General features: G+C 70.6%; 20 protein-coding genes. 4 read left to right on the forward strand and 16 right to left on the reverse strand.

Annotated elements, in window-relative coordinates:
• Positions 1-21: 21 nt before the first annotated feature.
• Positions 22-618, forward strand: coding sequence for a TetR/AcrR family transcriptional regulator (locus tag ACFQVC_RS29230; protein WP_381836150.1), 597 nt, complete (start codon positions 22-24; stop codon positions 616-618).
• A 15-nt stretch (positions 619-633) separates the two neighbouring features.
• Here ACFQVC_RS29230 and ACFQVC_RS29235 read toward each other — a convergent pair whose 3' ends face one another.
• Positions 634-1305 (reverse strand): M23 family metallopeptidase, encoded by a 672-nt coding sequence (locus ACFQVC_RS29235; RefSeq protein ID WP_381836152.1) that lies wholly within the window; start codon positions 1303-1305, stop codon positions 634-636.
• A 734-nt stretch (positions 1306-2039) separates the two neighbouring features.
• A complete protein-coding gene (locus ACFQVC_RS29240) occupies positions 2040-4562 on the reverse strand; it encodes an ATP-dependent Clp protease ATP-binding subunit (protein WP_381836154.1) in 2523 nt (840 codons plus the stop codon).
• 441 nt (positions 4563-5003) lie between these two features.
• On the opposite strand from ACFQVC_RS29240, the gene ACFQVC_RS29245 reads away from it, so the two are divergent.
• Positions 5004-5594 (forward strand): SCO3374 family protein, encoded by a 591-nt coding sequence (locus tag ACFQVC_RS29245; RefSeq protein WP_381836155.1) that lies wholly within the window; start codon positions 5004-5006, stop codon positions 5592-5594.
• Here ACFQVC_RS29245 and ACFQVC_RS29250 read toward each other — a convergent pair.
• The 10 genes from ACFQVC_RS29250 to ACFQVC_RS29295 all read right to left on the reverse strand — a co-directional run bounded on the left by ACFQVC_RS29250 (position 5573) and on the right by ACFQVC_RS29295 (position 13895).
• On the reverse strand, positions 5573-5908 hold the full coding sequence (locus ACFQVC_RS29250) for a histone-like nucleoid-structuring protein Lsr2 (protein WP_381836157.1): 336 nt from the start codon (positions 5906-5908) through the stop codon (positions 5573-5575). The genes ACFQVC_RS29245 and ACFQVC_RS29250 overlap by 22 nt on opposite strands.
• A 234-nt stretch (positions 5909-6142) precedes the next feature.
• Positions 6143-6685, reverse strand: a complete 543-nt coding sequence (locus ACFQVC_RS29255; RefSeq protein WP_381836159.1) for an amino-acid N-acetyltransferase — start codon at positions 6683-6685, stop codon at positions 6143-6145.
• A 9-nt stretch (positions 6686-6694) separates the two neighbouring features.
• Positions 6695-7093 carry a BlaI/MecI/CopY family transcriptional regulator gene (locus ACFQVC_RS29260; RefSeq protein WP_381836161.1) on the reverse strand — a complete coding sequence of 133 codons (399 nt, stop codon included), beginning with the start codon at positions 7091-7093 and terminating at the stop codon, positions 6695-6697.
• A gap of 99 nt (positions 7094-7192) precedes the next feature.
• Complete coding sequence (locus ACFQVC_RS29265; RefSeq protein ID WP_381836163.1) at positions 7193-7384, reverse strand: hypothetical protein; 192 nt, start codon at positions 7382-7384, stop codon at positions 7193-7195.
• A 14-nt stretch (positions 7385-7398) separates the two neighbouring features.
• Positions 7399-8019 (reverse strand): hypothetical protein, encoded by a 621-nt coding sequence (locus tag ACFQVC_RS29270; protein WP_381836165.1) that lies wholly within the window; start codon positions 8017-8019, stop codon positions 7399-7401.
• A gap of 120 nt (positions 8020-8139) precedes the next feature.
• Positions 8140-8937, reverse strand: a complete 798-nt coding sequence (locus tag ACFQVC_RS29275) for a type III pantothenate kinase (protein ID WP_381836167.1) — start codon at positions 8935-8937, stop codon at positions 8140-8142.
• A complete protein-coding gene (gene nadC, locus ACFQVC_RS29280) occupies positions 8937-9959 on the reverse strand; it encodes a carboxylating nicotinate-nucleotide diphosphorylase (RefSeq protein WP_381836169.1) in 1023 nt (340 codons plus the stop codon). Before nadC ends, ACFQVC_RS29275 begins: the two co-directional genes overlap by 1 nt.
• Positions 9956-11728, reverse strand: a complete 1773-nt coding sequence (locus ACFQVC_RS29285; RefSeq protein ID WP_381836171.1) for an L-aspartate oxidase — start codon at positions 11726-11728, stop codon at positions 9956-9958. Before ACFQVC_RS29285 ends, nadC begins: the two co-directional genes overlap by 4 nt.
• Complete coding sequence (gene panC, locus ACFQVC_RS29290) at positions 11725-12945, reverse strand: pantoate--beta-alanine ligase (protein WP_381836173.1); 1221 nt, start codon at positions 12943-12945, stop codon at positions 11725-11727. Before panC ends, ACFQVC_RS29285 begins: the two co-directional genes overlap by 4 nt.
• On the reverse strand, positions 12945-13895 hold the full coding sequence (locus ACFQVC_RS29295; RefSeq protein WP_381836175.1) for a Rossmann-like and DUF2520 domain-containing protein: 951 nt from the start codon (positions 13893-13895) through the stop codon (positions 12945-12947). Before ACFQVC_RS29295 ends, panC begins: the two co-directional genes overlap by 1 nt.
• Positions 13896-14083: 188 nt before the next feature.
• Here ACFQVC_RS29295 and ACFQVC_RS29300 point away from each other — a divergent pair, with 188 nt between their 5' ends.
• The gene (locus ACFQVC_RS29300) at positions 14084-15343 is read left to right on the forward strand and encodes a threonine aldolase family protein (protein ID WP_381836440.1); all 1260 of its coding nucleotides are present in this window, start codon (positions 14084-14086) and stop codon (positions 15341-15343) included.
• Between the two features lie 425 nt (positions 15344-15768).
• Here ACFQVC_RS29300 and ACFQVC_RS29305 read toward each other — a convergent pair whose 3' ends face one another.
• On the reverse strand, positions 15769-15990 hold the full coding sequence (locus ACFQVC_RS29305) for a hypothetical protein (protein WP_381836177.1): 222 nt from the start codon (positions 15988-15990) through the stop codon (positions 15769-15771).
• A 179-nt stretch (positions 15991-16169) separates the two neighbouring features.
• On the opposite strand from ACFQVC_RS29305, the gene ACFQVC_RS29310 reads away from it, so the two are divergent.
• Positions 16170-17264 carry a DUF5937 family protein gene (locus ACFQVC_RS29310; RefSeq protein ID WP_381836179.1) on the forward strand — a complete coding sequence of 365 codons (1095 nt, stop codon included), beginning with the start codon at positions 16170-16172 and terminating at the stop codon, positions 17262-17264.
• Between the two features lie 93 nt (positions 17265-17357).
• Here ACFQVC_RS29310 and ACFQVC_RS29315 read toward each other — a convergent pair whose 3' ends face one another.
• The 3 genes from ACFQVC_RS29315 to ACFQVC_RS29325 all read right to left on the reverse strand — a co-directional run bounded on the left by ACFQVC_RS29315 (position 17358) and on the right by ACFQVC_RS29325 (position 20009).
• On the reverse strand, positions 17358-17993 hold the full coding sequence (locus tag ACFQVC_RS29315; RefSeq protein WP_381836181.1) for an AAA family ATPase: 636 nt from the start codon (positions 17991-17993) through the stop codon (positions 17358-17360).
• Between the two features lie 3 nt (positions 17994-17996).
• On the reverse strand, positions 17997-18668 hold the full coding sequence (locus tag ACFQVC_RS29320; protein WP_381836183.1) for a response regulator: 672 nt from the start codon (positions 18666-18668) through the stop codon (positions 17997-17999).
• Positions 18669-18806: 138 nt separating this feature from the next.
• Entirely contained in the window at positions 18807-20009 is a 1203-nt protein-coding gene (locus tag ACFQVC_RS29325) for a sensor histidine kinase (protein WP_381836185.1), read from the reverse strand.
• Between the last annotated feature and the right edge of the window lie 65 nt (positions 20010-20074).

Genomic DNA, 20074 nt, shown 5'->3' on the forward strand with positions numbered 1-20074 from the left:
CGAGCCGCAGGAGAGACGACGATGACCAGCAGCGAAGGCACGCGGGGCGGCCGAAGGGGCAATACGCGACAGCGGATCCAGGACGTCGCCCTGGAGCTCTTCGTCCAGCAGGGGTACGAGAAGACCTCGCTGCGGGAGATCGCCGAGCATCTCGATGTCACCAAGGCGGCGCTCTACTACCACTTCAAGACCAAGGAAGACATCCTGATCGGCCTCTTCGAGGACCTGGCGAGGCCGGTCGACGAGCTGATCGAGTGGGCCAAGGAGCAGCCCCGCACCCTGGAGACCAAGCACGAGATCCTGCGCCGCTACAGCGCGGCACTCGCCGGAGCCGAGGGCCTCTTCCGGTTCATCCAGGAGAACCAGGCCGCGGTGCGCGAGCTGCGCACCGGCGAGGACTTCAAGGAGCGGATGCTGCGTCTGCTCGAAATGCTCAGGGAGCCGGACGCGGCCCTGGCCGATCAGGTCCGCTGCTTCAGTGCGCTGTTCTCGATGCACGCCGGGATGTTCGTGCTCCGGGACGCAGAAAGCGACCCCGAGGAGAAGCGCAAGGCCATCCTCGAGGTCGCCACCGATCTGGTCACCCAGGCCAACGCGGGCCAGGGGGAGAAAGGCTAGAGACCCTGACGTGGGTCAGACGGTCACGCCGAGCCCGCGCAGGTAGTCGACCGGGTTGATCGCGGTGCCGTAGTCGGCGGACGTACGGATCTCGAAGTGCAGGTGCGGGCCGCTGGAGTTACCGGTGTTGCCGGAGCGGGCTATCTCCTGGCCGGTGGTCACGGTCTGGCCGACCTTGACGTCGACCCGGGACAGGTGGGCGTACTGCGAGAAGCGGCCGTTGTCGTGCTTGATCACCACGGCGTTGCCGTAGGCGGGGCCGTCGCCGGCGCCGTTCGGGCCGGCCTTGACCACGGTGCCGGAGTGCACGGCCTCGACCGGGGTGCCGACCGGCACGGCGAAGTCCTGGCCCGAGTGCTTCTGCGACCACATGTTGCCGCCCTGGCCGAAGCCGGCGGAAAGCGTGTAGTCCTCGACCGGGTCCTCCCAGCCGGCGGCCTTCTTCGCCGCGGCCTGCTTGGCCGCGTCGGCCTTGCTCTTGGCGGCGTCGGCCGCCTTGGCCTGCGCCTGAGCCTGCGCCTCCACGGAAGCGGCGGCGGCCGACAGACCGTCGTCAGCGCCGTCCTCCGCGGCCACCGAGATCCCCGCGCCGAGCACCGCCGCCATACCGACACCGGCGGCGAGGACCGTCGCGCGGGTGCGGAACAGCGACGGCTTGGGACTGTGGGACTTGGCGGACTTCGACATCGCGGATGACCTCCGTGGTCGGACAGGCGAGACCGGACGCGAGGCGCCCGGAGTCAAGACATGAACGGACCCGGCCGCGCAGACCCTGCGACCGGGATGGCTCCACTTTGGTAACCCGCGCCCCCGCCGCGGCTCAAACAGCCCTCCTACTACCCCCGCTCGTAGCCGGATCCCGGAACTACGTCCCCTTGACGCCCTCGCGCCCCCTTACTCCGACTCGTCGGAATTCTTCTGCAGCGGAAGGTTTAACCCCACTTCGCGAAGGTGCCCGGGGCCCTGGCTGCCGAGTTTTGCCCGTGTCACCCCGGTTCGGGACCTCGGTCCCACGGGTTGCCCGCCGAAAGACCTGTCCCGAACCGCCCCGTGTCCACTATTCCGCCTAGTAACGAACAAATCGCCTGTGCGTCATGTCACCGAGCAGCAAGATCCACGGCCTCGGCGATGTGACCGGCGCTACTCCGGCGCCGTTGGCGTACCCGGCCTTCGGGCCGGCATATGGGGCCCACCCGACAGGCCGCGGGCGGGCGGCCGTCTCAGGTCTGTGAGCGTCCCTCACACGCCCCCAGAGGACAGCCGACACCCTCTTGGCTCTTTCATCCGCCGGGCGCCCTTGAGCCCCCTCAGGAACCACTGGACGCGAAAAAGGGGCCGGCCCCGAACCGCCATGCGGTCCGGGGCCGGCCCCTCTTGCCGTCCTGCGCGTCAGCCCGTGGGCGTCATACGCGCGGCACTCCTCAGCCCTTGGTCAGGTCAGGACCCGACCCGCCCGTCGCGGACTCCACCGGAGGAACGTCGGGCAGCGCCGACTTCTCCTCGCCGCGGAAGGTGAAGGTCTGCTCCTCACCCTCGCCCTCGGTGTCCACGACCACGATGTGACCGGGGCGCAGCTCACCGAAGAGGATCTTCTCCGACAGGCTGTCCTCGACCTCGCGCTGGATCGTGCGACGCAGCGGCCGCGCGCCGAGCACCGGGTCGTAGCCCCGCTTGGCGAGGAGCTCCTTCGCGGACTGGGAGAGCTCGATGCCCATGTCCCGGTCCTTCAGGCGCTCGTCCACCTTGTCGATCATCAGGTCGACGATCCGCAGGATGTCGTCCTGGCTGAGCTGCGGGAAGACCACGACGTCGTCGACACGGTTGAGGAACTCGGGGCGGAAGTGCTGCTTCAGCTCGTCCGAGACCTTGTTCTTCATCCGCTCGTAGTTGCTCTTCGTGTCGCCCTGCGCCGCGAAGCCCAGGTTGAAGCCCTTGGAGATGTCACGGGTGCCGAGGTTGGTCGTCATGATGATGACCGTGTTCTTGAAGTCGACGACCCGGCCCTGGGAGTCGGTCAGACGACCGTCCTCCAGGATCTGCAGGAGCGAGTTGAAGATGTCCGGGTGGGCCTTCTCGACCTCGTCGAAGAGGACCACGGAGAACGGCTTGCGGCGCACCTTCTCGGTGAGCTGGCCGCCCTCTTCGTATCCGACATAGCCGGGAGGCGAGCCGAAGAGCCGCGAGACGGTGTGCTTCTCGCTGAACTCCGACATGTCGAGGGAGATCATCGCGTCCTCGTCGCCGAAGAGGAACTCGGCGAGCGCCTTGGACAGCTCGGTCTTACCGACACCGGACGGGCCGGCGAAGATGAACGAACCGCCGGGACGCTTCGGGTCCTTGAGGCCCGCACGCGTACGCCGGATCGCCTTCGAGAGCGCCTTGACGGCGTCCGTCTGGCCGATGACCCGCTTGTGGAGCTCGTCCTCCATGCGCAGCAGGCGGCTCGACTCCTCCTCGGTCAGCTTGAAGACCGGGATGCCGGTGGCGGTGGCGAGGACCTCGGCGATCAGCTCGCCGTCGACCTCGGCCACGACGTCCATGTCGCCGGCCTTCCACTCCTTCTCCCGCTTGGCCTTGGCGGCCAGGAGCTGCTTCTCCTTGTCGCGCAGAGAGGCGGCCTTCTCGAAGTCCTGCGAGTCGATCGCGGACTCCTTGTCCTTGCGGACACCCGAGATCTTCTCGTCGAACTCGCGCAGGTCCGGCGGCGCGGTCATCCGGCGGATACGCATCCGGGAACCGGCCTCGTCGATCAGGTCGATCGCCTTGTCCGGCAGGAAGCGGTCCGAGATGTACCGGTCGGCCAGGGTGGCGGCCTGGACGAGGGCCTCGTCCGTGATGGAGACGCGGTGGTGCGCCTCGTACCGGTCGCGCAGACCCTTGAGGATCTCGATGGTGTGCGGCAGCGACGGCTCCGCGACCTGGATGGGCTGGAAGCGGCGCTCGAGCGCGGCGTCCTTCTCCAGGTACTTGCGGTACTCGTCGAGCGTGGTGGCGCCGATGGTCTGCAGCTCACCGCGGGCCAGCATCGGCTTCAGGATGGAAGCCGCGTCGATGGCGCCCTCGGCGGCACCCGCACCCACGAGCGTGTGCAGCTCGTCGATGAACAGGATGATGTCGCCGCGGGTGCGGATCTCCTTGAGGACCTTCTTCAGGCGCTCTTCGAAGTCACCGCGGTAACGCGAGCCGGCGACCAGGGCACCCAGGTCGAGGGTGTAGAGGTGCTTGTCCTTGAGGGTCTCGGGCACCTCGCCCTTGACGATGGCCTGGGCGAGGCCCTCGACGACGGCGGTCTTGCCGACGCCGGGCTCACCGATCAGGACCGGGTTGTTCTTCGTGCGGCGGGACAGCACCTGCATGACCCGCTCGATCTCCTTCTCGCGCCCGATGACCGGGTCGAGCTTGGACTCACGAGCGGCCTGCGTCAGGTTCCGGCCGAACTGGTCGAGGACCAGGGACGTGGAGGGCGTGCCCTCGGCAGGACCGCCGGCGGTGGCGGTCTCCTTGCCCTGGTAGCCGGAGAGCAGCTGGATGACCTGCTGCCGCACCCGGTTGAGATCGGCGCCCAGCTTGACCAGGACCTGGGCGGCGACGCCCTCGCCCTCACGGATCAGGCCGAGCAGGATGTGCTCCGTGCCGATGTAGTTGTGGCCCAGCTGAAGGGCCTCGCGGAGCGACAGCTCCAGGACCTTCTTGGCACGGGGGGTGAAGGGGATGTGCCCGGACGGGGCCTGCTGCCCCTGCCCGATGATCTCCTCCACCTGCTGGCGGACCGCCTCGAGCGAAATCCCGAGGCTCTCCAGGGCCTTAGCGGCGACACCCTCACCCTCGTGGATCAGGCCCAGGAGGATGTGCTCGGTGCCGATGTAATTGTGGTTGAGCATCCGGGCTTCTTCCTGAGCCAGGACGACAACCCGCCGCGCGCGGTCGGTGAACCTCTCGAACATCGTTAATCGCTCCTCAGAGCGGTCAGGCAGTAAAGGGGTCGGTCCCCTCCCTGTCCTTCCGCAGCTTAGTCCCGCAAGCGGGGACCGCTCATTCCAACTGCCGACACCCGGCCGAGAACAAGGGTGCCTCCTGTGCCCCGAACGCCGACATCTGCTCCAACCCGATGGTGCGAGACGATGTTCCCGCAGGCCAGACAGTTACCCCCTTCGCCAGTACGCCGATGGCGAACGTGAGACGTCCGAGACTGCGTGTCGCCCCTCCCCACTAGGAATGTCTTACCCGTAAGGACTGACACTCCATGCGGCGCGCACCGGTTCCCTCCGCTATGGGCGAACAACTTTGCGCCCCCGAAGGCACGCGTACGCTCCCTTTGCGGACACTCTGCGCATCCATCAACGCACGCTGCGTAACCCTTGGCCCGCTTGGGAGTTGCTCCTGGCATGCCCCACAAAGTTCCGCTCCCCCGCCGGCCGGTCACCACGGGTGACCCGGTGCAGCAGTGGTACGAGAACGCACTCGGGTGGGCGGCGGTGTGCGGACCGCCCGCGCAGCTGCTGACAGGGCTTCGCTTCGATGTGCTCGAGCTGCCCGCCGAGGCGGGGCTCGCCGTGCTGCGGCGCCTGGGAACCGCGGTGCCCACCGGCCCGGTGGCGATGGAGGGGGGCACGATGCGGCTGCTGGTCGCCGCGGGAAGCGCGGACGAGCTGCCCGGACTGCTCGACTGGCTCGAGTGGGGCGCTCTGGCGCGGGATCTGCGGGCCGTGGGAGCGGGAGGCCGGATTTCGGCCCCGCTGCCGCCCGGCTGGTCCGGCCCCCGGGAAGCCGCTGTGTGGCTGCGGCCCCCCGGGCCGGGGTGCGAGGTGGAGCCGACGCTGCCGGCTCTCACCAGTCTCGGGGAGCGCGCGACAGCCTCAAAGGGCGGCTGCGCCGCCGGCCCCGATCTCGTACGACTTGTGGAGACGGCGGCCACTGAGTGCCACCGGCTCCGGTTGCTGCGGGCGCGCAGCGCTCAGCCGTTGGCCTTCTCGTAGGCCTCGCGGATCGAGGCGGGGACGCGGCCGCGGTCATTGACCTCGTAGCCGTTCTCCTTGGCCCAGGCGCGGATCTGCGCGGTGTTCTCGCTGCCGCCGGAAGCGGCGCGCGCCTTGCCGCGACCACCCGAAGCGCGGCCTCCGGTGCGCCGGCCACCCTTCACATAAGGCTCGAGCAAACCACGGAGCTTGTCCGCGTTGGCAGTGGTGAGGTCAATCTCGAACTGCTTGCCGTCCAGAGCAAACGTCACGGTCTCGTCCGCCTCGCCGCCGTCGAGGTCATCGACAAGAAGGACCTGAACCTTCTGTGCCACCGGATTTCCTTTCATCGATAACTTCAAGGCCCGCTCTCGACGACGCGTCCGCCGCTGTTTCCGGGGCCCCGGTTATATGGAGTACGTCGGAAAGCAAACCGCTTTTGCCGGAAAAACACAAACCCCTGGGGAGAGACCGAGACCTCAAGAGCCCTTGAAACATGCGCGTTTCGGACATAGCCACCGCTTGACCCGGTGACCGGCGAGCGACTCTGGTAAAAACGCGCGGCTCGATCACAGGTGCAGAAGCATCCGGCTGTTGCCCAAGGTGTTCGGTTTCACTCGTTCGAGACCGAGGAACTCGGCGACACCTTCGTCATAGGACCGAAGCAGCTCGCTGTAGACATCCCCGTCGACCGGCGTCTCGCCGATCTCCACGAACCCGTGCTTGGCGAAGAAGTCGACTTCGAAGGTGAGGCAGAAAACCCGTCGCACACCGAGCCAGCGGGCGGTCTGCAGCAACTTGCCCAGGAGTTGATGACCCACTCCGGAACCCTTGACCTCGGGGTTCACCGCAAGAGTGCGGACTTCTGCGAGGTCTTCCCACATCACATGCAGAGCACCACACCCGACGACCTGTGCGTTGTCGTCGCGTTCCGCCACCCAGAACTCCTGGATGTCCTCGTAAAGCGTCACGGTCGCTTTGTCGAGCAGGATGCCGCCGCGCGCGTAGGAGTCGAGGAGCTGACGCACCGTCGGGACATCGCCGGTGCGCGCCCGGCGGATGGTGACGGCTTTAGCAGGTGCATCGGGATACGCGGGGATCTCTGCGGGCATGTCCGGACGCTATCGCCCCGCGGAGCCCTCTGCCGCGCCGGGGTTCTCGGGTCCTTGCACCATGCGTACGGCGTCGTTGAGTGCTTCGCGTTGTTCCGGCGACATCATGCCGAAGAAGGCGACGAGTGCGGCCGCCGGGTTGTCGCTCTGCGACCAGGCCTCGTTCATCAGTGCGGCGGCGTAGGCGGCTCGTGTGGAGACCGCCTCATATCGATAGGCGCGGCCTTCCGCTTCCCTGCGCACCCAGCCCTTCTGATGGAGATTGTCCAATACGGTCATGACCGTGGTGTACGCGATGGACCGTTCCTGCTGAAGGTCTTCCAGGACTTCTCGAACCGTGACCGGGCGGTTCCACTTCCAAACCCTCGTCATGACGGCGTCTTCGAGTTCTCCCAATGGGCGAGGCACACCAGAACAATAGTGGGAGTTGTCCCGATTTCGGGAACAAAAAGGGCGTACGGCTCGAAATTGAGTGAGCCGTACGCGAAGGATGAGGCGAGGGAACGGTCAGGCGTCGCCGGTCTTGGGGGCCTTCGGGGCCGACTGGCGCACGCTCTCGGCGCGGGCGACGGCGGCGTCCACGGCCGCGTCTTCCTTGGCCTTGTTGGCGCCACCCTGCGTCTTGACGATCGTCACGATCAGCGCGGTGAAGAAAACCGCCATCACTACGGGGGGCAGGAGCGCGGAGACGTAGTCCATGCCCCCCAGCGTAGCTATCCGGCGGCGAGCTTCTGCGGCGGGGCTTCCGGATGACCCGGGGCGCCGGGGGCGGCGGGGCGCCGCTTGGGCGGGAAGACCTCCGCGGGGGTCGGCACGGGGCGCGCCGGCGCCGGGCGTTCCGGGGCGGGCTTCTTGGGTGCGGGGGCCGGCTTGGCCTCGTCGGCCCGGCCGCCGGGCAGGGCGAGCAGGCGGGTGCGTGACGGCGGCACCTGGCGGCCCGCGAGTCTGGCACGCACGTCCTCCTCGGCGAGGGTGCGGCAGCGGTCGAGGAGGGCGGCGGCGACCGGGTTGCCGCGCAGGGCGCGCAGCGCGACCAGGTCGTCGGCCTCGGGGCGGTGGCCCGCCGCCAGGGCGTCGGCGAGCAGCTCCAGATAGCTGGTGGCCGTGCCGGGCAGCGCCGCGCGGTAGCGGCCCAGGTCGGCGAGGAGGAAGGCGTGCAGGCGGGCGCTCTCGCGGACCGCCTCGTCGACGCCGTCGGCTAGGCGGAGGCAGTCCTGGACGTCCTCGGCGGAAGCGTTGCTGGGGTGGAGGGCGACGGCGAGGGCGCGTCGGAGCACACGCAGCTCGTCTGCGCTGAACGCCATGCCGCCGCGGGATCCGTATGGCGTGGGCATGGGCCGACGATAAGCGCTAATCGGACAAAATCGACTAAACGCCATTCCCGTGGGCGCGCCGTCGGGTGCGCGCCCACGGGTGGCACCCGCAGGTGTCGTGCCGGACTTCCCGCGGAGCGCTCAGCTGCGCGAGACGTTGCGTTCGTAGACCAGGCGCAGGCCGATCAGGGTCAGCCAGGGCTCGTGCTCGTCGATCACCGAGGATTCGCCGAGGACCATGGGGGCGAGGCCGCCCGTGGCGATCACGGTGACGTCGTCGGGGTCGTCGGCCAGCTCGCGGGACATACGGTTCACGACGCCGTCGACCTGGCCCGCGAAGCCGTAGAGGATGCCGGACTGCATGGCCTCGACGGTGTTCTTGCCGATCACGCTGCGCGGACGGGCCAGTTCGATCTTGCGGAGCTGGGCGCCGCGGACGCCGAGGGCGTCCACGGAGATCTCGATGCCGGGGGCGATGGCACCGCCCGCGTACTCCCCGCGCGCCGAGACCGCGTCGAAGGTGGTGGCCGTGCCGAAGTCGACGACGATGGCCGGGCCGCCGTAGAGCTCGACCGCCGCGACCGCGTTGATGATGCGGTCGGCGCCGACCTCCTTGGGGTTGTCCATGAGGATGGGTACGCCGGTCTTGATGCCGGGTTCGACCAGTACGGCCGGGACGTCGCCGTAGTAGCGGCGGGTGACCTCGCGCAGCTCGTGCAGGACCGAGGGGACCGTGGCGCAGATCGCGATGCCGTCGATGCCGTCGCCGAGTTCCTCGCCGAGCAGCGGGTGCATGCCCATCAGGCCGTTGAGCAGGACGGCGAGCTCGTCGGCGGTGCGGCGGGCGTCGGTGGAGATGCGCCAGTGCTCCACGATCTCCTCGCCGTCGAAGAGGCCGAGCACGGTGTGGGTGTTGCCCACGTCGATGGTCAGCAGCATCAGGCGTCCACCGCCTCGCTGCCTGCCGCACGCAGGTCGAGGCCGATGTCGAGGATCCGCGAGGAGTGGGTCAGGGCGCCCACCGCCAGGAAGTCGACGCCGGTCTCGGCGTACGCGCGGGCGTTCTCCAGGGTCAGGCGGCCGGAGGATTCCAGGATCGCGCGGCCGTTCACCAGGGCGACCGCCTCCTCGGTCTCGCCGGGCGTGAAGTTGTCCAGGAGGATCAAGTCCGCGCCCGCGTCGACCACTTCGCGCAGCTGGTGCAGAGTGTCGACCTCCACCTCGATCGGTACGTCGGGGAAGCGCTCGCGTACGGCCTCGAAGGCCTGGGCCACTCCGCCGGCCGCCACCACGTGGTTGTCCTTGACCAGGGCCGCGTCGGAGAGGGACATACGGTGGTTGACACCGCCGCCGCAGCGCACCGCGTACTTCTCCAGGGCGCGCAGGCCCGGAGTGGTCTTGCGGGTGTCGCGAACCCGTGTACCAGCCTTCGTGCCGTCCAGCGCGTCCGCCCACGCGCGCGTGGCGGTGGCGATGCCGGAGAGGCGGCACAGGAGGTTCAGGGCGCTGCGCTCGCCGGTGAGCAGGTCGCGGGTGCGGGTGGTGACGCTGATGAGCTTCTGGCCGGGGGCGACGAGGTCGCCGTCCTCGACGTGGCGCTCCACCTCGAACTCGTCCTCGCAGACCACCGACAGGACCGCCTCGGCGACCCGCAGGCCCGCCACGACGCCGGCCTCGCGGGCGGTGAAGTCGCCGGTGGCGACGGCCTCTTCGGGGATGGTGGCGACGCTGGTGACGTCCACGCCGCCGTCCAGGTCCTCGGCGATCGCCATGTGCGCGATGTCCTCGACCAGGACCGGGTCGAGGCCCGCCTCGGCGAGGAGCCCGGCGAGTGCGGGGTCGAGGCCGCACTCCATCAGGGCCGCTTCCTCGTCGTACTGCGCGGATCCGCAGCCGCAGGCGTCGCCGCAGCCACCGGTGGCCGCGAGCGGGAGTTCGGGGTGGTCGGTCACTTCGGTCACTGCTCCTGAGGGGCGGCTGGGGACGGCCGGGTCGGGGGGAAGTCCTGGGACTCGGTGGGGTGTACCGCGAGAGTGCGGTCCGGGTTCAGGGCGACGACGAGGTGACGGCGCCAGGTGTCGTCGTCGCGCTCCGCGTGGTCCTCGCGCCAGTGGCAGCCGCGGGTCTCCTCGCGGCGCAGGGCGGCGGCCACCAGCACGCGCGCGACGCACAGGAGGTTGGTGGCCTCCCAGGTGTCGGTGCCCGGCTCGGCGGTCTTGCCGTTCTCCACGAGGGCGCCGCGGGCGGCCGCGTGGATCTCGTCGAGCGCCCGCGCCGCCTTGGTGAGGCTGGCGGCGGAGCGCAGCACTCCGGCGCCGTCGGTCATGATCCGCTGGATGGCGAGACGGGCCTCGGGCGGGAGCAGCGGGTGTGCGGGGGTCTCCGTGTACGCCACCGGGACCGGCTCGCGGGGCGTGGCGGTGTCACGGGGCGCGGAGGTGTCACGGGACGTGGCGGTGTCATGGGACGTGGCGGCGCGGGCGATGTCCGCCGCGATCCGCTCCGCGTAGACCAGGCCCTCCAGAAGGGAGTTGGAGGCGAGGCGGTTGGCGCCGTGCACGCCGGTGCAGGCGACCTCGCCGCAGGCGTACAGGCCCGGGACCGTGGTGCGGCCGTGGTGGTCCGTGCGGACGCCGCCCGAGGCGTAGTGGGCGGCGGGGGCGACCGGAATGGGCTCGGTCACCGGGTCGATGCCGTGGGCACGGCAGGCGGCGAGGATCGTCGGGAAGCGGTTCGCCCACATGTCGGCGCCGAAGTGCCGTGCGTCCAAGTACATGTTCTCGGCGCCGAGTTCCTGCATACGGCGCGTGATGCCCTTGGCCACGATGTCGCGCGGGGCGAGCTCGGCCAGCTCGTGCTGTCCCACCATGAAGCGCACGCCGTCCGCGTCGACGAGATGGGCGCCCTCGCCGCGTACCGCCTCGGAGACCAAGGGCTGCTGGCCCTCCGCGTCCGGGCCGAGGAAGAGCACCGTCGGGTGGAACTGGACGAATTCGAGATCGCTGACCTCGGCTCCCGCGCGGAGGGCGAGTGCCACGCCGTCGCCCGTGGAGACCGAGGGGTTGGTGGTCGCCGAGAAGACCTGGCCCATGCCTCCGGTGGCGAGCACCACCGCGCGGGCGTGCACCGCGCCCACACCGTCGTGCTGGCCCTCGCCCATGACGTGCAGGGTGACGCCCGCGGCGCGGCCTTCGGCATCCGTCAACAGGTCCAGGACCAGGGCGTTTTCGATGGTTTCGATCCCACGCGCGCGTACCGCGTCCACCAGGGCGCGGGAGATCTCCGCTCCGGTGGCGTCGCCGCCCGCGTGCGCGATCCGGCGCCGGTGGTGGCCGCCCTCGCGGGTCAGCTCGATCTCGCCACTGTCGGCAGTGTCGAAGTGGGCGCCGGTCTCGATGAGGCGGCGTACGGCGTCGGGCCCCTCGGTCACGAGGGTGCGCACCGCCTCCTCGTCGCACAGGCCCGCGCCCGCCACCAGGGTGTCGTCCAGGTGCTGCGCGGGGGTGTCGCCCTCGCCAAGTGCCGCCGCGATGCCGCCCTGCGCCCAGCGCGTGGAGCCGTCGTCCAGGCGGGCCTTGGTGACGACGACGGTCCGCAGACCGCTCGCCGCGCAGCGCAGCGCCGCAGTCAGTCCCGCCACCCCGGAGCCGACCACGATCACATCTGATTCGCGGGCCCAGCCGGGGACAGGGGCGTGCAGGCGTATGCCGGTTGTTCCGGGGGCGGTCATACGGCGGCTCCTGGGGTGTCGTTCTGGGCGGGCCCAGGGGCTTCGGGGGCCTGCTGAGCCGGGGCTTCAGCCTCGGGGGCGTGCTGGTCCGGGGCGGAGGCCTCGGGGGCCTGTCGGTGCGGGGCGGAGGCCTCGGGAGTCTGCTGATCCGGGGCGGAGGCCTCGGGAGTCTGCTGATCCGGGGCGGAGGCCTCGGGAGTCTGCTGATCCGGGGCCGGGATGCCGGAGGTGTGGGGGCCGAAGGTGAGCGGGAGGTTGTCGATCAGGCGCGTGGTGCCGACTCGGGCGGCGACCGCGAGAACCGCCTCGCCCTTGAAGTCGTCCGGGATCTCGGTGAAGTCGGACGGGTCGACGAGCGCCAGATAGTCGAGCTTGAGCGGGGGCTGGGAACGGGCCGCGTCGTCGAGCACCGCGCGGGCGGCGGCCCGCACGGCGGCCGGGCCACAGAGCGCCACCTGCGCCACCGCATGGGTGTCGGCAGCGGCACGGGCCTCGCCCAGGGCGGTCAGGGCGTCGGCACGCGCGCGTGAGGCGGGGGCGGCCTGGGCGCGTGCGTGCAGGGCCTGTTGGGCCGCGAGGCGGTCGCGGCCGGCGAACAGGGCCGCGGACAGGGTGAGCGCGGTGCGGCGCTCTCCCTCGGAGAGGTAGCGGTTACGGCTGGACAGGGCGAGGCCGTCGGGCTCGCGCACGGTCGGTACGCCGGCGATCTCGACCGGGAAGTTCAGATCGCGCACCATGCGCCGGATCAGGGCGAGTTGCTGCGCGTCCTTCTGGCCGTAGAGCGCCACATCGGGCGCCGTGAGGTGCAGGAGCTTGGCGACGACGGTGAGCATCCCGTCGAAATGGCCCGGCCGCGCGGCGCCTTCGAGCCGCTCGCCCATGGGGCCCGCGGCAATCCTGACCTGCGGCTCACCGCCCGGGTACACCTCGTCGACAGCGGGGGCGAACACCACATCCGCGCCCGCCCGTTCGGCGATCCGGACGTCGGCGTCCAGGGTGCGCGGATAGCGGTCGAGGTCCTCGCCCGCACCGAACTGCAGCGGGTTCACGAAAACCGTGACGACCACCTGGCCGCGCGGGCCCGTCAGTTGGCGGGCGTACCGGATCAGGGTCGCGTGGCCCTCGTGCAGGGCGCCCATCGTCATGACGACGGCGCGCCGTCCGTCGTAGGAGAGCTTCCGCAGCTCCGGTGCCGTGCGCAGCAGTCGGGTGCTCATCAGCGGTCCCCGTCCGTGCCGCCCGACGTGCCTGTGCCACCCGGAGCGCCCGTGCCGTTGGCGAGCACCCCGAGGAGGTCTTCGGCGAGCTCCGGCTTCAACAGGCCGTGGGCCAGGGCGCGGTCCGCGGTGGCCCTGGCCATCGCCAGATAGCCGGCGACGGTGCCGGGGGCGTGCTTGCGCAGCTCCGCGACGTGCGCGGCGACGGTGCCTGCGTCACCGCGCGCGACGGGGCCTGTGAGGGCCGCGTCTCCGGACCGCAGGGCGTTGTCTAGGGCGGCTCCGAGCAGCGGGCCGAGCATGCGGTCGGGGGCGCCGACGCCGGCCTGGCGCAGCAGCTCCATGGCCTCGGCGACCAGCGTGACCAGGTGGTTCGCCCCCAGTGCGAGTGCCGCGTGGTAGAGCGGACGGGCCGACTCCGCGATCCACTCGGGCTCGCCGCCCATCTCGATGACCAGGGCTTCGGCGGCAAGGCGCAGCTCATCGGGGGCGGTCACGCCGAAGGAGCATCCCGCGAGCCGCTGCACGTCCACCGGGGTGCCGGTGAACGTCATGGCCGGGTGCAGCGCGAGCGGCAGTCCACCGGCGCGCAGCGCGGGTTCGAGCACACCCACGCCGTACCGCCCGGAGGTGTGCACGACGAGCTGGCCGGGGCGGACCGCGCCGGTCTCGGCGAGGCCCTCGACCAGACCGGGCAGCGCGTCGTCGGGGACGGTGAGCAGGACGAGGTCGGAGCGCTGCAGGACCTCGGCGGGCGGCACGATCGGCACATCGGGCAGCAGCGACGCGGCTCGGCGCACCGAGGCGTCGGAGACCCCGGATACGGCCACCGGGCGGTGCCCGGCCAGCTGCAGCGCGGCCGCGAGCGCGGGTCCGACCCGGCCCGCTCCCACGACGCCGACGGCCAGACGGGCCGGTCGGTCCTTCGGATCCGCTTGCGGTGTGTTCACTCGGGGAGTGCCTTCCGTTCCAGTCCGCTCGGGGTACCGGACGATTTCTCGTCATGCTAACGCGAGGGGGTGCCGAGGTCTCCAGCTGTCCACAGGCTGTGCGGTACGGGGGCCGGGTTCCGACAGTTGTCCACAGGCTGTGGGAATTCCGTATGCACGTACGAGAGCCGGTGCGCGAGTATCTGTGGATGAGCGAGAACGGGCAGCACTCCCCCGAGGAGACCGAGCAGCACTCCCCCGAGGGGACCGAATCAAGGACCGGATCAGGGGCCGGATCCGGATCCGGGGCCGGATCGAGGGCCGAACGGGCCGGGACCGGCCCAGACGTTCCCGACGAGCGGGAGCGGCGGCTCGCGGCGCTGCGCGCGGCCCGGCGGATCCTCGCGCGGCCGGGGGCCGACGCCGTGATCGGGGAGCGACTGGCCCGGCTCGCGGCGGACGCGGCGCAGGTGTACGACCTGGAGCGCACGGTCGACCTCTATGGCGACGGAGTCGTCGCGGAGGTGGAGAACCGTGTGGCCGCACTCCTCGGCAAGGAGGACGCGGCGTTCTTCCCCACCGGCACCATGGCGCAGCAAGTGGCCCTGCGCTGCTGGGCGGGCCGCACCGGGAACGCGACGGTGGCACTGCACCCGCTCGGCCACCCGGAGCGGCACGAGCGCGGTGCGTTCGGGGCGGTCAGCGGCTTGCGGACGGTGCACCTCACCGCCGAGCCACGGCTTCCGGACGCGGACGAAGTGCGGGACTTCGAGGAGCCCTTCGGGGCGCTGATGCTCGAACTCCCGCTTAGAGAGCCGGGTTTCGTACTGCCCTCCTGGGAAGAGCTGGCCGATGTGGTCGAGGCCGCCCGTGAGCGCGATGCCGTCGTGCACTTCGACGGGGCCCGGCTCTGGGAGTGCACCCCGCACTTCGAGCGCCCGCTGGACGAGATCGCGGCGCTCGCGGACAGCGTGTACGTCTCGTTCTACAAGTCGCTGGAAGGCCTCGGCGGCGCCGCCCTCGCCGGGCCCGCGTCCTTCGTGGCGGAGGCCCGCACCTGGCGGCACCGGTACGGCGGCCAGCTCTTCCAGCAGTTCCCGACGGCACTCTCGGCCCTGCTCGGCCTGGAGCGCGAACTCCCCAAGCTGCCGTCGTACGTTGCGCACGCGCGCGTGGTGGCGGAAGCGCTGCGCGAGGGCTTCGCCAAGGCGGGTGTGCCCTGGGCCCGGGTGCATCCGGAAGTGCCGCACACGCACCAGTTCCAGGTCTGGCTGCCGTATGCCGCCGAGGTCCTGAACGAGGCCTCCGTCGCCCAGGCCGAGGAGACGGGCACCGCCCTGTTCCGGCGCTGGACGGCGGACGGACCGCCCGGACTCGCCGTCACGGAGGTCACGGTGGCGGAGCCGGGCCTGGAGTGGAAGGCGGAGGACGTGATCGCGGCGGTGGCGGAGTTCGTACGACGGCTCTGACCCTCGTCCGAAACTGCGGCGACTCTGGACCCTCGTCCGAAACTGCGGCGACTCTGGACCCTCGTCCGAAACTACGGCGAATCTGGACCCTCGTCCGAAACTACGGCGACTCTGGACCCTCGTCCGAAACTACGGCGAATCTGGACCCTCGTCCGAAACTACGGCGACTCTGGACCCTCGTCCGAAACTACGGGCGGCTCTGGACCCTCGTCCGAGATACGGCGGCTCTGGACCCTCGTCCGAGATACGGCGGCTCTGGACCCTCGTCCGAGATACGGCGGCTCTGGACCCTCGTCCGAGATACGGCGGCTCTGGAGCCTCGTACGAACGAAACCGACGACGGGCCCCGGGGACCCCCGTACCCCGGGAACTCCGTACGCCGCACCCCGTGACCCGCCTAGTGGGCCGTTTTCCCCGTACCCCGCCTAGTGGGCCGCCCGCCCTGCTCGTCCCGCCCTCAAGAAGCGGGCCAGGGCCAGGCGCAGCCGCCCGTGTGCCGCGTGTTCATGAGTGACGGCCTCGAACCGGCGGCGGTCGCGCAGTTCACGCAGCACCTGCCATTCGTTCCGGCCGGGGGCCGGCGGCTGCGGGGTGCCGTGCTGGGCGGCGCGGTAGGAGTCGATCATGTACTGCTGCGTAATGCTCATGACAGGTCACCTCTCGGGTGGTTCTGAGGCTTGCTCGGGCTGTGGGTGAGAGGGCCCCGCGGAAAGCCCGTTCTCTTCGATGCCTCAAGACTGCCCAGGTGGGAAGCGGCTGTCGCGTCGATTGACGGCTCCCGTCAATCGACGCCGAGCGCCTCGCGCGGAGCGGGCAGGATGGGGCCATGGCCAACGTTCTCGACCTTCACGGGCTGCCCCAGGAGCGCATCGTCTTCGCGCTCTCGCCACTGGCCGAGCTCGGCTCCGCGCTGCATGTCCTCGCGGAGCCCGCGCACCACCCCGCCCTGCACGGCTGGGCCACGGCGACCGCCTCGGCGCTCAAGCCGGACCTGGCCGACCGCCTGTGCGAGGCGGAGTTCCTGTGGTCGTCCATCCGCTGCGACCTGCTGCTGCCGGCCCGTCCCGGTGACACCCTCGCCGATGAGCTCGACCAGCTGGACCGCATCGACGACGAGACGTTCGTGGCCACCGCCTTCGAGATCACCTGCACGGGCCGGTACGAGATCTCCACACCGTCCCCGCTCGTCGACGAGGACCAGCGCAGGCGCGTACGCGAGCAGGCGGCCGCGCGCGGCCCGCGGCAAGCGGCCTTCGTGGGCCGGATGCTGCTCGACCCGGACGGTCTGCGGGCCTGGCTGCGGCGGCTCTTCGAGGACTGCGAGCAGGCCTTCTTCGGGGACGCCTGGGAGCGGGTCAGGGTGCAGCTCGCCGCCGACGCCCGGCACAAGACGGAACTCCTGCGCCACAAGGGTTTGGCGGACGCGCTCACCGCCGCGTCCCCTGCGCTGCGCCTGGACGAGGACGGACAGCGCGTCCACATCGACAAGCTCACGACGGGCAGGGCCTCGGCCTTCGCCGACCCCGACGACCCCGGTGTCACACTGCTGCCGACCGTCTTCGGCCGCCCCCATCTCACGCTCGCCCACCCCGTCGGCTGGCGGCCGGTGCTCCAGTACCCGGTGGCCGGGCACCAGGCGCCGCAGACGCTCACCGTCCAGGACGTGCAGCAGCGCATGGAGGCGCTGGCGCACCCGGTGCGGATGCGGCTGTGCCGCAGTCTGGCGCGCGGCCCGCACACGACCAGCGAGCTGGTGGACACATACGGCCTGAGCGCCCCCGAGATCTCCCGCCATCTCACCGCCCTGAAGAAGGCGGGCCTGATCAGCACGCGCCGCCGGGGGCGCTACGTCCTGCACCAGCTGGACCTCACGGCCGTCGCCCGGCTCGGCAGCGACTTCATCGAGGGCGTACTGCGGTAATCGAGGGTGCGCTGCCGAAACCCACCCGAAGCGGCCCGAGTTCAGTCGAACTTCAGTCGAACTTCAGCCGAGCTCCGGCCGAGCTTCAGGGCTTCAGTCGAACCGGATGTGCCGGATTCCCGTACCCGCCTTGCGCAGCCAGTGCCGTACCGGCCCGTCCGTGTTCGGCGCGAGGCGCAGGCCCGCGGCTGCCGCGATGTGGTCGGCGACCTGCGGGACCGTGACGCGGTCCGTCCACAGGTGCTCCCCGAACCCGGGCTCCGCGAGCCGTTCCAGGCAGTGGTCGAGCTTGCGCACCGCGAAGGACTCACGGCGCAGCGGTGCGTCCTTGCCTGCGACGTACTGCACGACGTGCCCGAGGCCACGCTCCCGCAGCCGCCGCAGGACCGTCTCCCGGGACGCGAGCAGGGCGAAGTGCCGTACGTCGTGGCCGGCTTCGCGCAGCCGCCCGACCGTATCGGCGAAGTAGGCGGGCTCCACCACCGTCATCGGCACGATCACCGGGCCGTCCTCGTACTTCCTCAAGGTCAGGTCGAGCACCTCGAAGACGCCCTGGCGCCAGGCCGCCAGATCCTGGAAGTCACCGCGGAGACCGGGCGGCAGCATCCGGTGCAGGCCGAAGCCGAGCCGTTCCGGGTCGCACACCACGCTGCCGGGGAGGCGGCGGTTCAGTTCGTACGCGGTCTGCGTCTTGCCGCCCCCGAAAGGGCCGTTGATCCACAGGAGCACGGTTTACGCCCCGCCTCCCGCCCGCACCAGGCCCGTCTCGTAGGCGAGCACCACCACCTGGACCCGGTCGCGCAGGCCCAGCTTGGTGAGGATGCGGCCGACATGGGTCTTCACCGTCGCCTCGGAGAGCACCAGGCGCGCCGCGATCTCGCCGTTGGACAGCCCCTGGGCGACCAGGATCATCACCTCGCGCTCGCGCTCGGTGAGCCGCTCCAGCTCCTTGTGCTGCGGCTGCGGTCCGCTCTGCGGCAGCATCGGCGCGAAGCGGTCGAGCAGACGCCGGGTGGTGGAGGGCGCCACGACCGCGTCGCCACTGTGCACCGACCTGATGGCGGCGAGGAGTTCACCGGGCGGCACGTCCTTGAGCATGAAGCCGGAGGCCCCGGCCTTGAGCCCGGAGAAGGCGTACTCGTCCAGGTCGAAAGTGGTCAGGATCAGCACCTTCGGCGGGTCCGGCTGCGCGCAGATACGGGAAGTGGCCTCGACGCCGTCCAGCTTCGGCATCCGTACGTCCATCAGGACCACGTCGACCGCCGTGGACCGCAGCACTTCGATGGCCTCGGCACCGTCCCCGGCCTCCGCGACGACCTCCATGTCCTGCTGGGCGGCGAGGACCATACGGAAGCCGGTGCGCAGGAGCACCTGGTCATCTACGAGCATTACGCGGATCGGCATTCCGGGTTCCCTCCGGGAGGAGCAGGACTGGTGAGGAGCTGAGCGGGGACGGGCGAGGAGCTGAGCGGGGACGGGCGAGGAGCTTGGCGGGCGGGTCGAGCGGCGGGGCCGAGCGGGGCTGACAGGTGTCAGCGGGCGTCAATGGGCGGGCTTGAGCGGCAGCAGCGCGCTGATCCGGAAGCCACCGCCCGGACGCGGGCCCGCGTCCAGGGTGCCGCCGACCATACCGACGCGCTCCCGCATCCCGATGAGTCCGTGGCCGCGCCCGTCCGCGCCGCCGTCCTCGTACAACTCGTGTGGGGCGCCCTTGCCGTCGTCCTCGACGAGCAGGCCGAGGCCGTCGTCGAAGTACACGATGCGCACGCTCGCCCCCGCGTTCTCGCCGCCGTGCTTACGGGTGTTGGTGAGGGCCTCCTGCACGATGCGGTACGCGGTGAGCTCCACGCCGCTGGGCAGCGGACGCGGGGTGCCTTCGACCTTGAAGTCGACGGTGAGGCCCGAGTTCCGTACCTGCTCGACCAGTTCGTCGATCTGCTCGACATCGGGCTGCGGCACGTACTCGCCGCTCTCCCGCTGCTCGCCGGTGCGCAGCACGCCGAGCAGCCTGCGCATCTCGGCGAGCGCCTGACGGCCGGTGCCCGAGATCGTCTCCAGGGCCTTCTTGGCCTGGTCGGGGGAGGTGTCCAGGACGTACGCGGCGCCGTCGGCCTGCACCACCATGACCGAGACGTTGTGCGCGACGACGTCGTGCAGCTCGCGGGCGATCCGGGCGCGCTCGGCGGCCACCGCGACCTTGGACTGCGCCTCGCGCTCCTGTTCAAGGCGGGCGGCGCGCTCTTCGAGCTGAGCGAAGTAGGCGCGCCGGGTGCGGATGGAGTCACCGAGGGTCCAGGCGAGCGCGAAGGGCACCATCGAGAAGCCCGCGAAGAGGATGTTGCCCCAGACGCCGGTGTGCTCGTTGAACCAGCGCACCTGGGCGATCGGCGCCGCGAGCAGCCCGCCGACGAGCGCGAGTCTGCGGGCCCAGGAGGCGCCTTCCGCCGCCACCGTGTAGATCAGCACGAGCATCGCGAAGTCGGCGGGCATCGTGCGTACGTCCAGGACCACCTGGGCGACGCCCGCCGCGGCCACGAGCAGCAGCATCTTCTCCGGCGCCTTGCGCCGCAGCGCGACGGCGACGTTCAGGACGACGATGAGCAGGGCGGTGAGGACCTCCGGAGCATGCCCCTCGCCGTTCGCCACCGACGCCATGCCCACCAGGGACACCAGGAACAGCGCGACGGCCCAGAAGGAGTCGACGCCCGTCGGGTGTCTGCGGAGGAAGTCGTAGAGGCGCTGCACATAACCCAGCGTAGGTACGCGGCATACGTGCGTGGGTCAACCGCAGGTTCGATCCGGGCTCCCGG

Origin of the sequence: Streptomyces monticola, from assembly GCF_042665355.1 — a bacterium.
GTDB classification, from domain to species: Bacteria; Actinomycetota; Actinomycetes; order Streptomycetales; family Streptomycetaceae; genus Streptomyces; species Streptomyces monticola.

What these genes read in the sequence shown, in the direction of transcription:
- ACFQVC_RS29310 (WP_381836179.1), top strand. Translation starts at nt 16,170, where the DNA reads ATGGCCAACGTTCTCGACCTTCACGGGCTGCCCCAGGAGCGCATCGTC.
- ACFQVC_RS29235 (WP_381836152.1), bottom strand. Translation starts at nt 1,305, where the DNA reads ATGTCGAAGTCCGCCAAGTCCCACAGTCCCAAGCCGTCGCTGTTCCGC.
- ACFQVC_RS29275 (WP_381836167.1), bottom strand. Translation starts at nt 8,937, where the DNA reads ATGCTGCTGACCATCGACGTGGGCAACACCCACACCGTGCTCGGCCTC.
- ACFQVC_RS29320 (WP_381836183.1), bottom strand. Translation starts at nt 18,668, where the DNA reads ATGCCGATCCGCGTAATGCTCGTAGATGACCAGGTGCTCCTGCGCACC.
- ACFQVC_RS29240 (WP_381836154.1), bottom strand. Translation starts at nt 4,562, where the DNA reads ATGTTCGAGAGGTTCACCGACCGCGCGCGGCGGGTTGTCGTCCTGGCT.
- ACFQVC_RS29230 (WP_381836150.1), top strand. Translation starts at nt 22, where the DNA reads ATGACCAGCAGCGAAGGCACGCGGGGCGGCCGAAGGGGCAATACGCGA.
- panC (WP_381836173.1), bottom strand. Translation starts at nt 12,945, where the DNA reads ATGAGCACCCGACTGCTGCGCACGGCACCGGAGCTGCGGAAGCTCTCC.
- ACFQVC_RS29270 (WP_381836165.1), bottom strand. Translation starts at nt 8,019, where the DNA reads ATGCCCACGCCATACGGATCCCGCGGCGGCATGGCGTTCAGCGCAGAC.
- ACFQVC_RS29245 (WP_381836155.1), top strand. Translation starts at nt 5,004, where the DNA reads ATGCCCCACAAAGTTCCGCTCCCCCGCCGGCCGGTCACCACGGGTGAC.
- ACFQVC_RS29255 (WP_381836159.1), bottom strand. Translation starts at nt 6,685, where the DNA reads ATGCCCGCAGAGATCCCCGCGTATCCCGATGCACCTGCTAAAGCCGTC.
- ACFQVC_RS29265 (WP_381836163.1), bottom strand. Translation starts at nt 7,384, where the DNA reads ATGGACTACGTCTCCGCGCTCCTGCCCCCCGTAGTGATGGCGGTTTTC.
- ACFQVC_RS29300 (WP_381836440.1), top strand. Translation starts at nt 14,084, where the DNA reads ATGAGCGAGAACGGGCAGCACTCCCCCGAGGAGACCGAGCAGCACTCC.
- ACFQVC_RS29305 (WP_381836177.1), bottom strand. Translation starts at nt 15,990, where the DNA reads ATGAGCATTACGCAGCAGTACATGATCGACTCCTACCGCGCCGCCCAG.
- ACFQVC_RS29285 (WP_381836171.1), bottom strand. Translation starts at nt 11,728, where the DNA reads ATGACCGCCCCCGGAACAACCGGCATACGCCTGCACGCCCCTGTCCCC.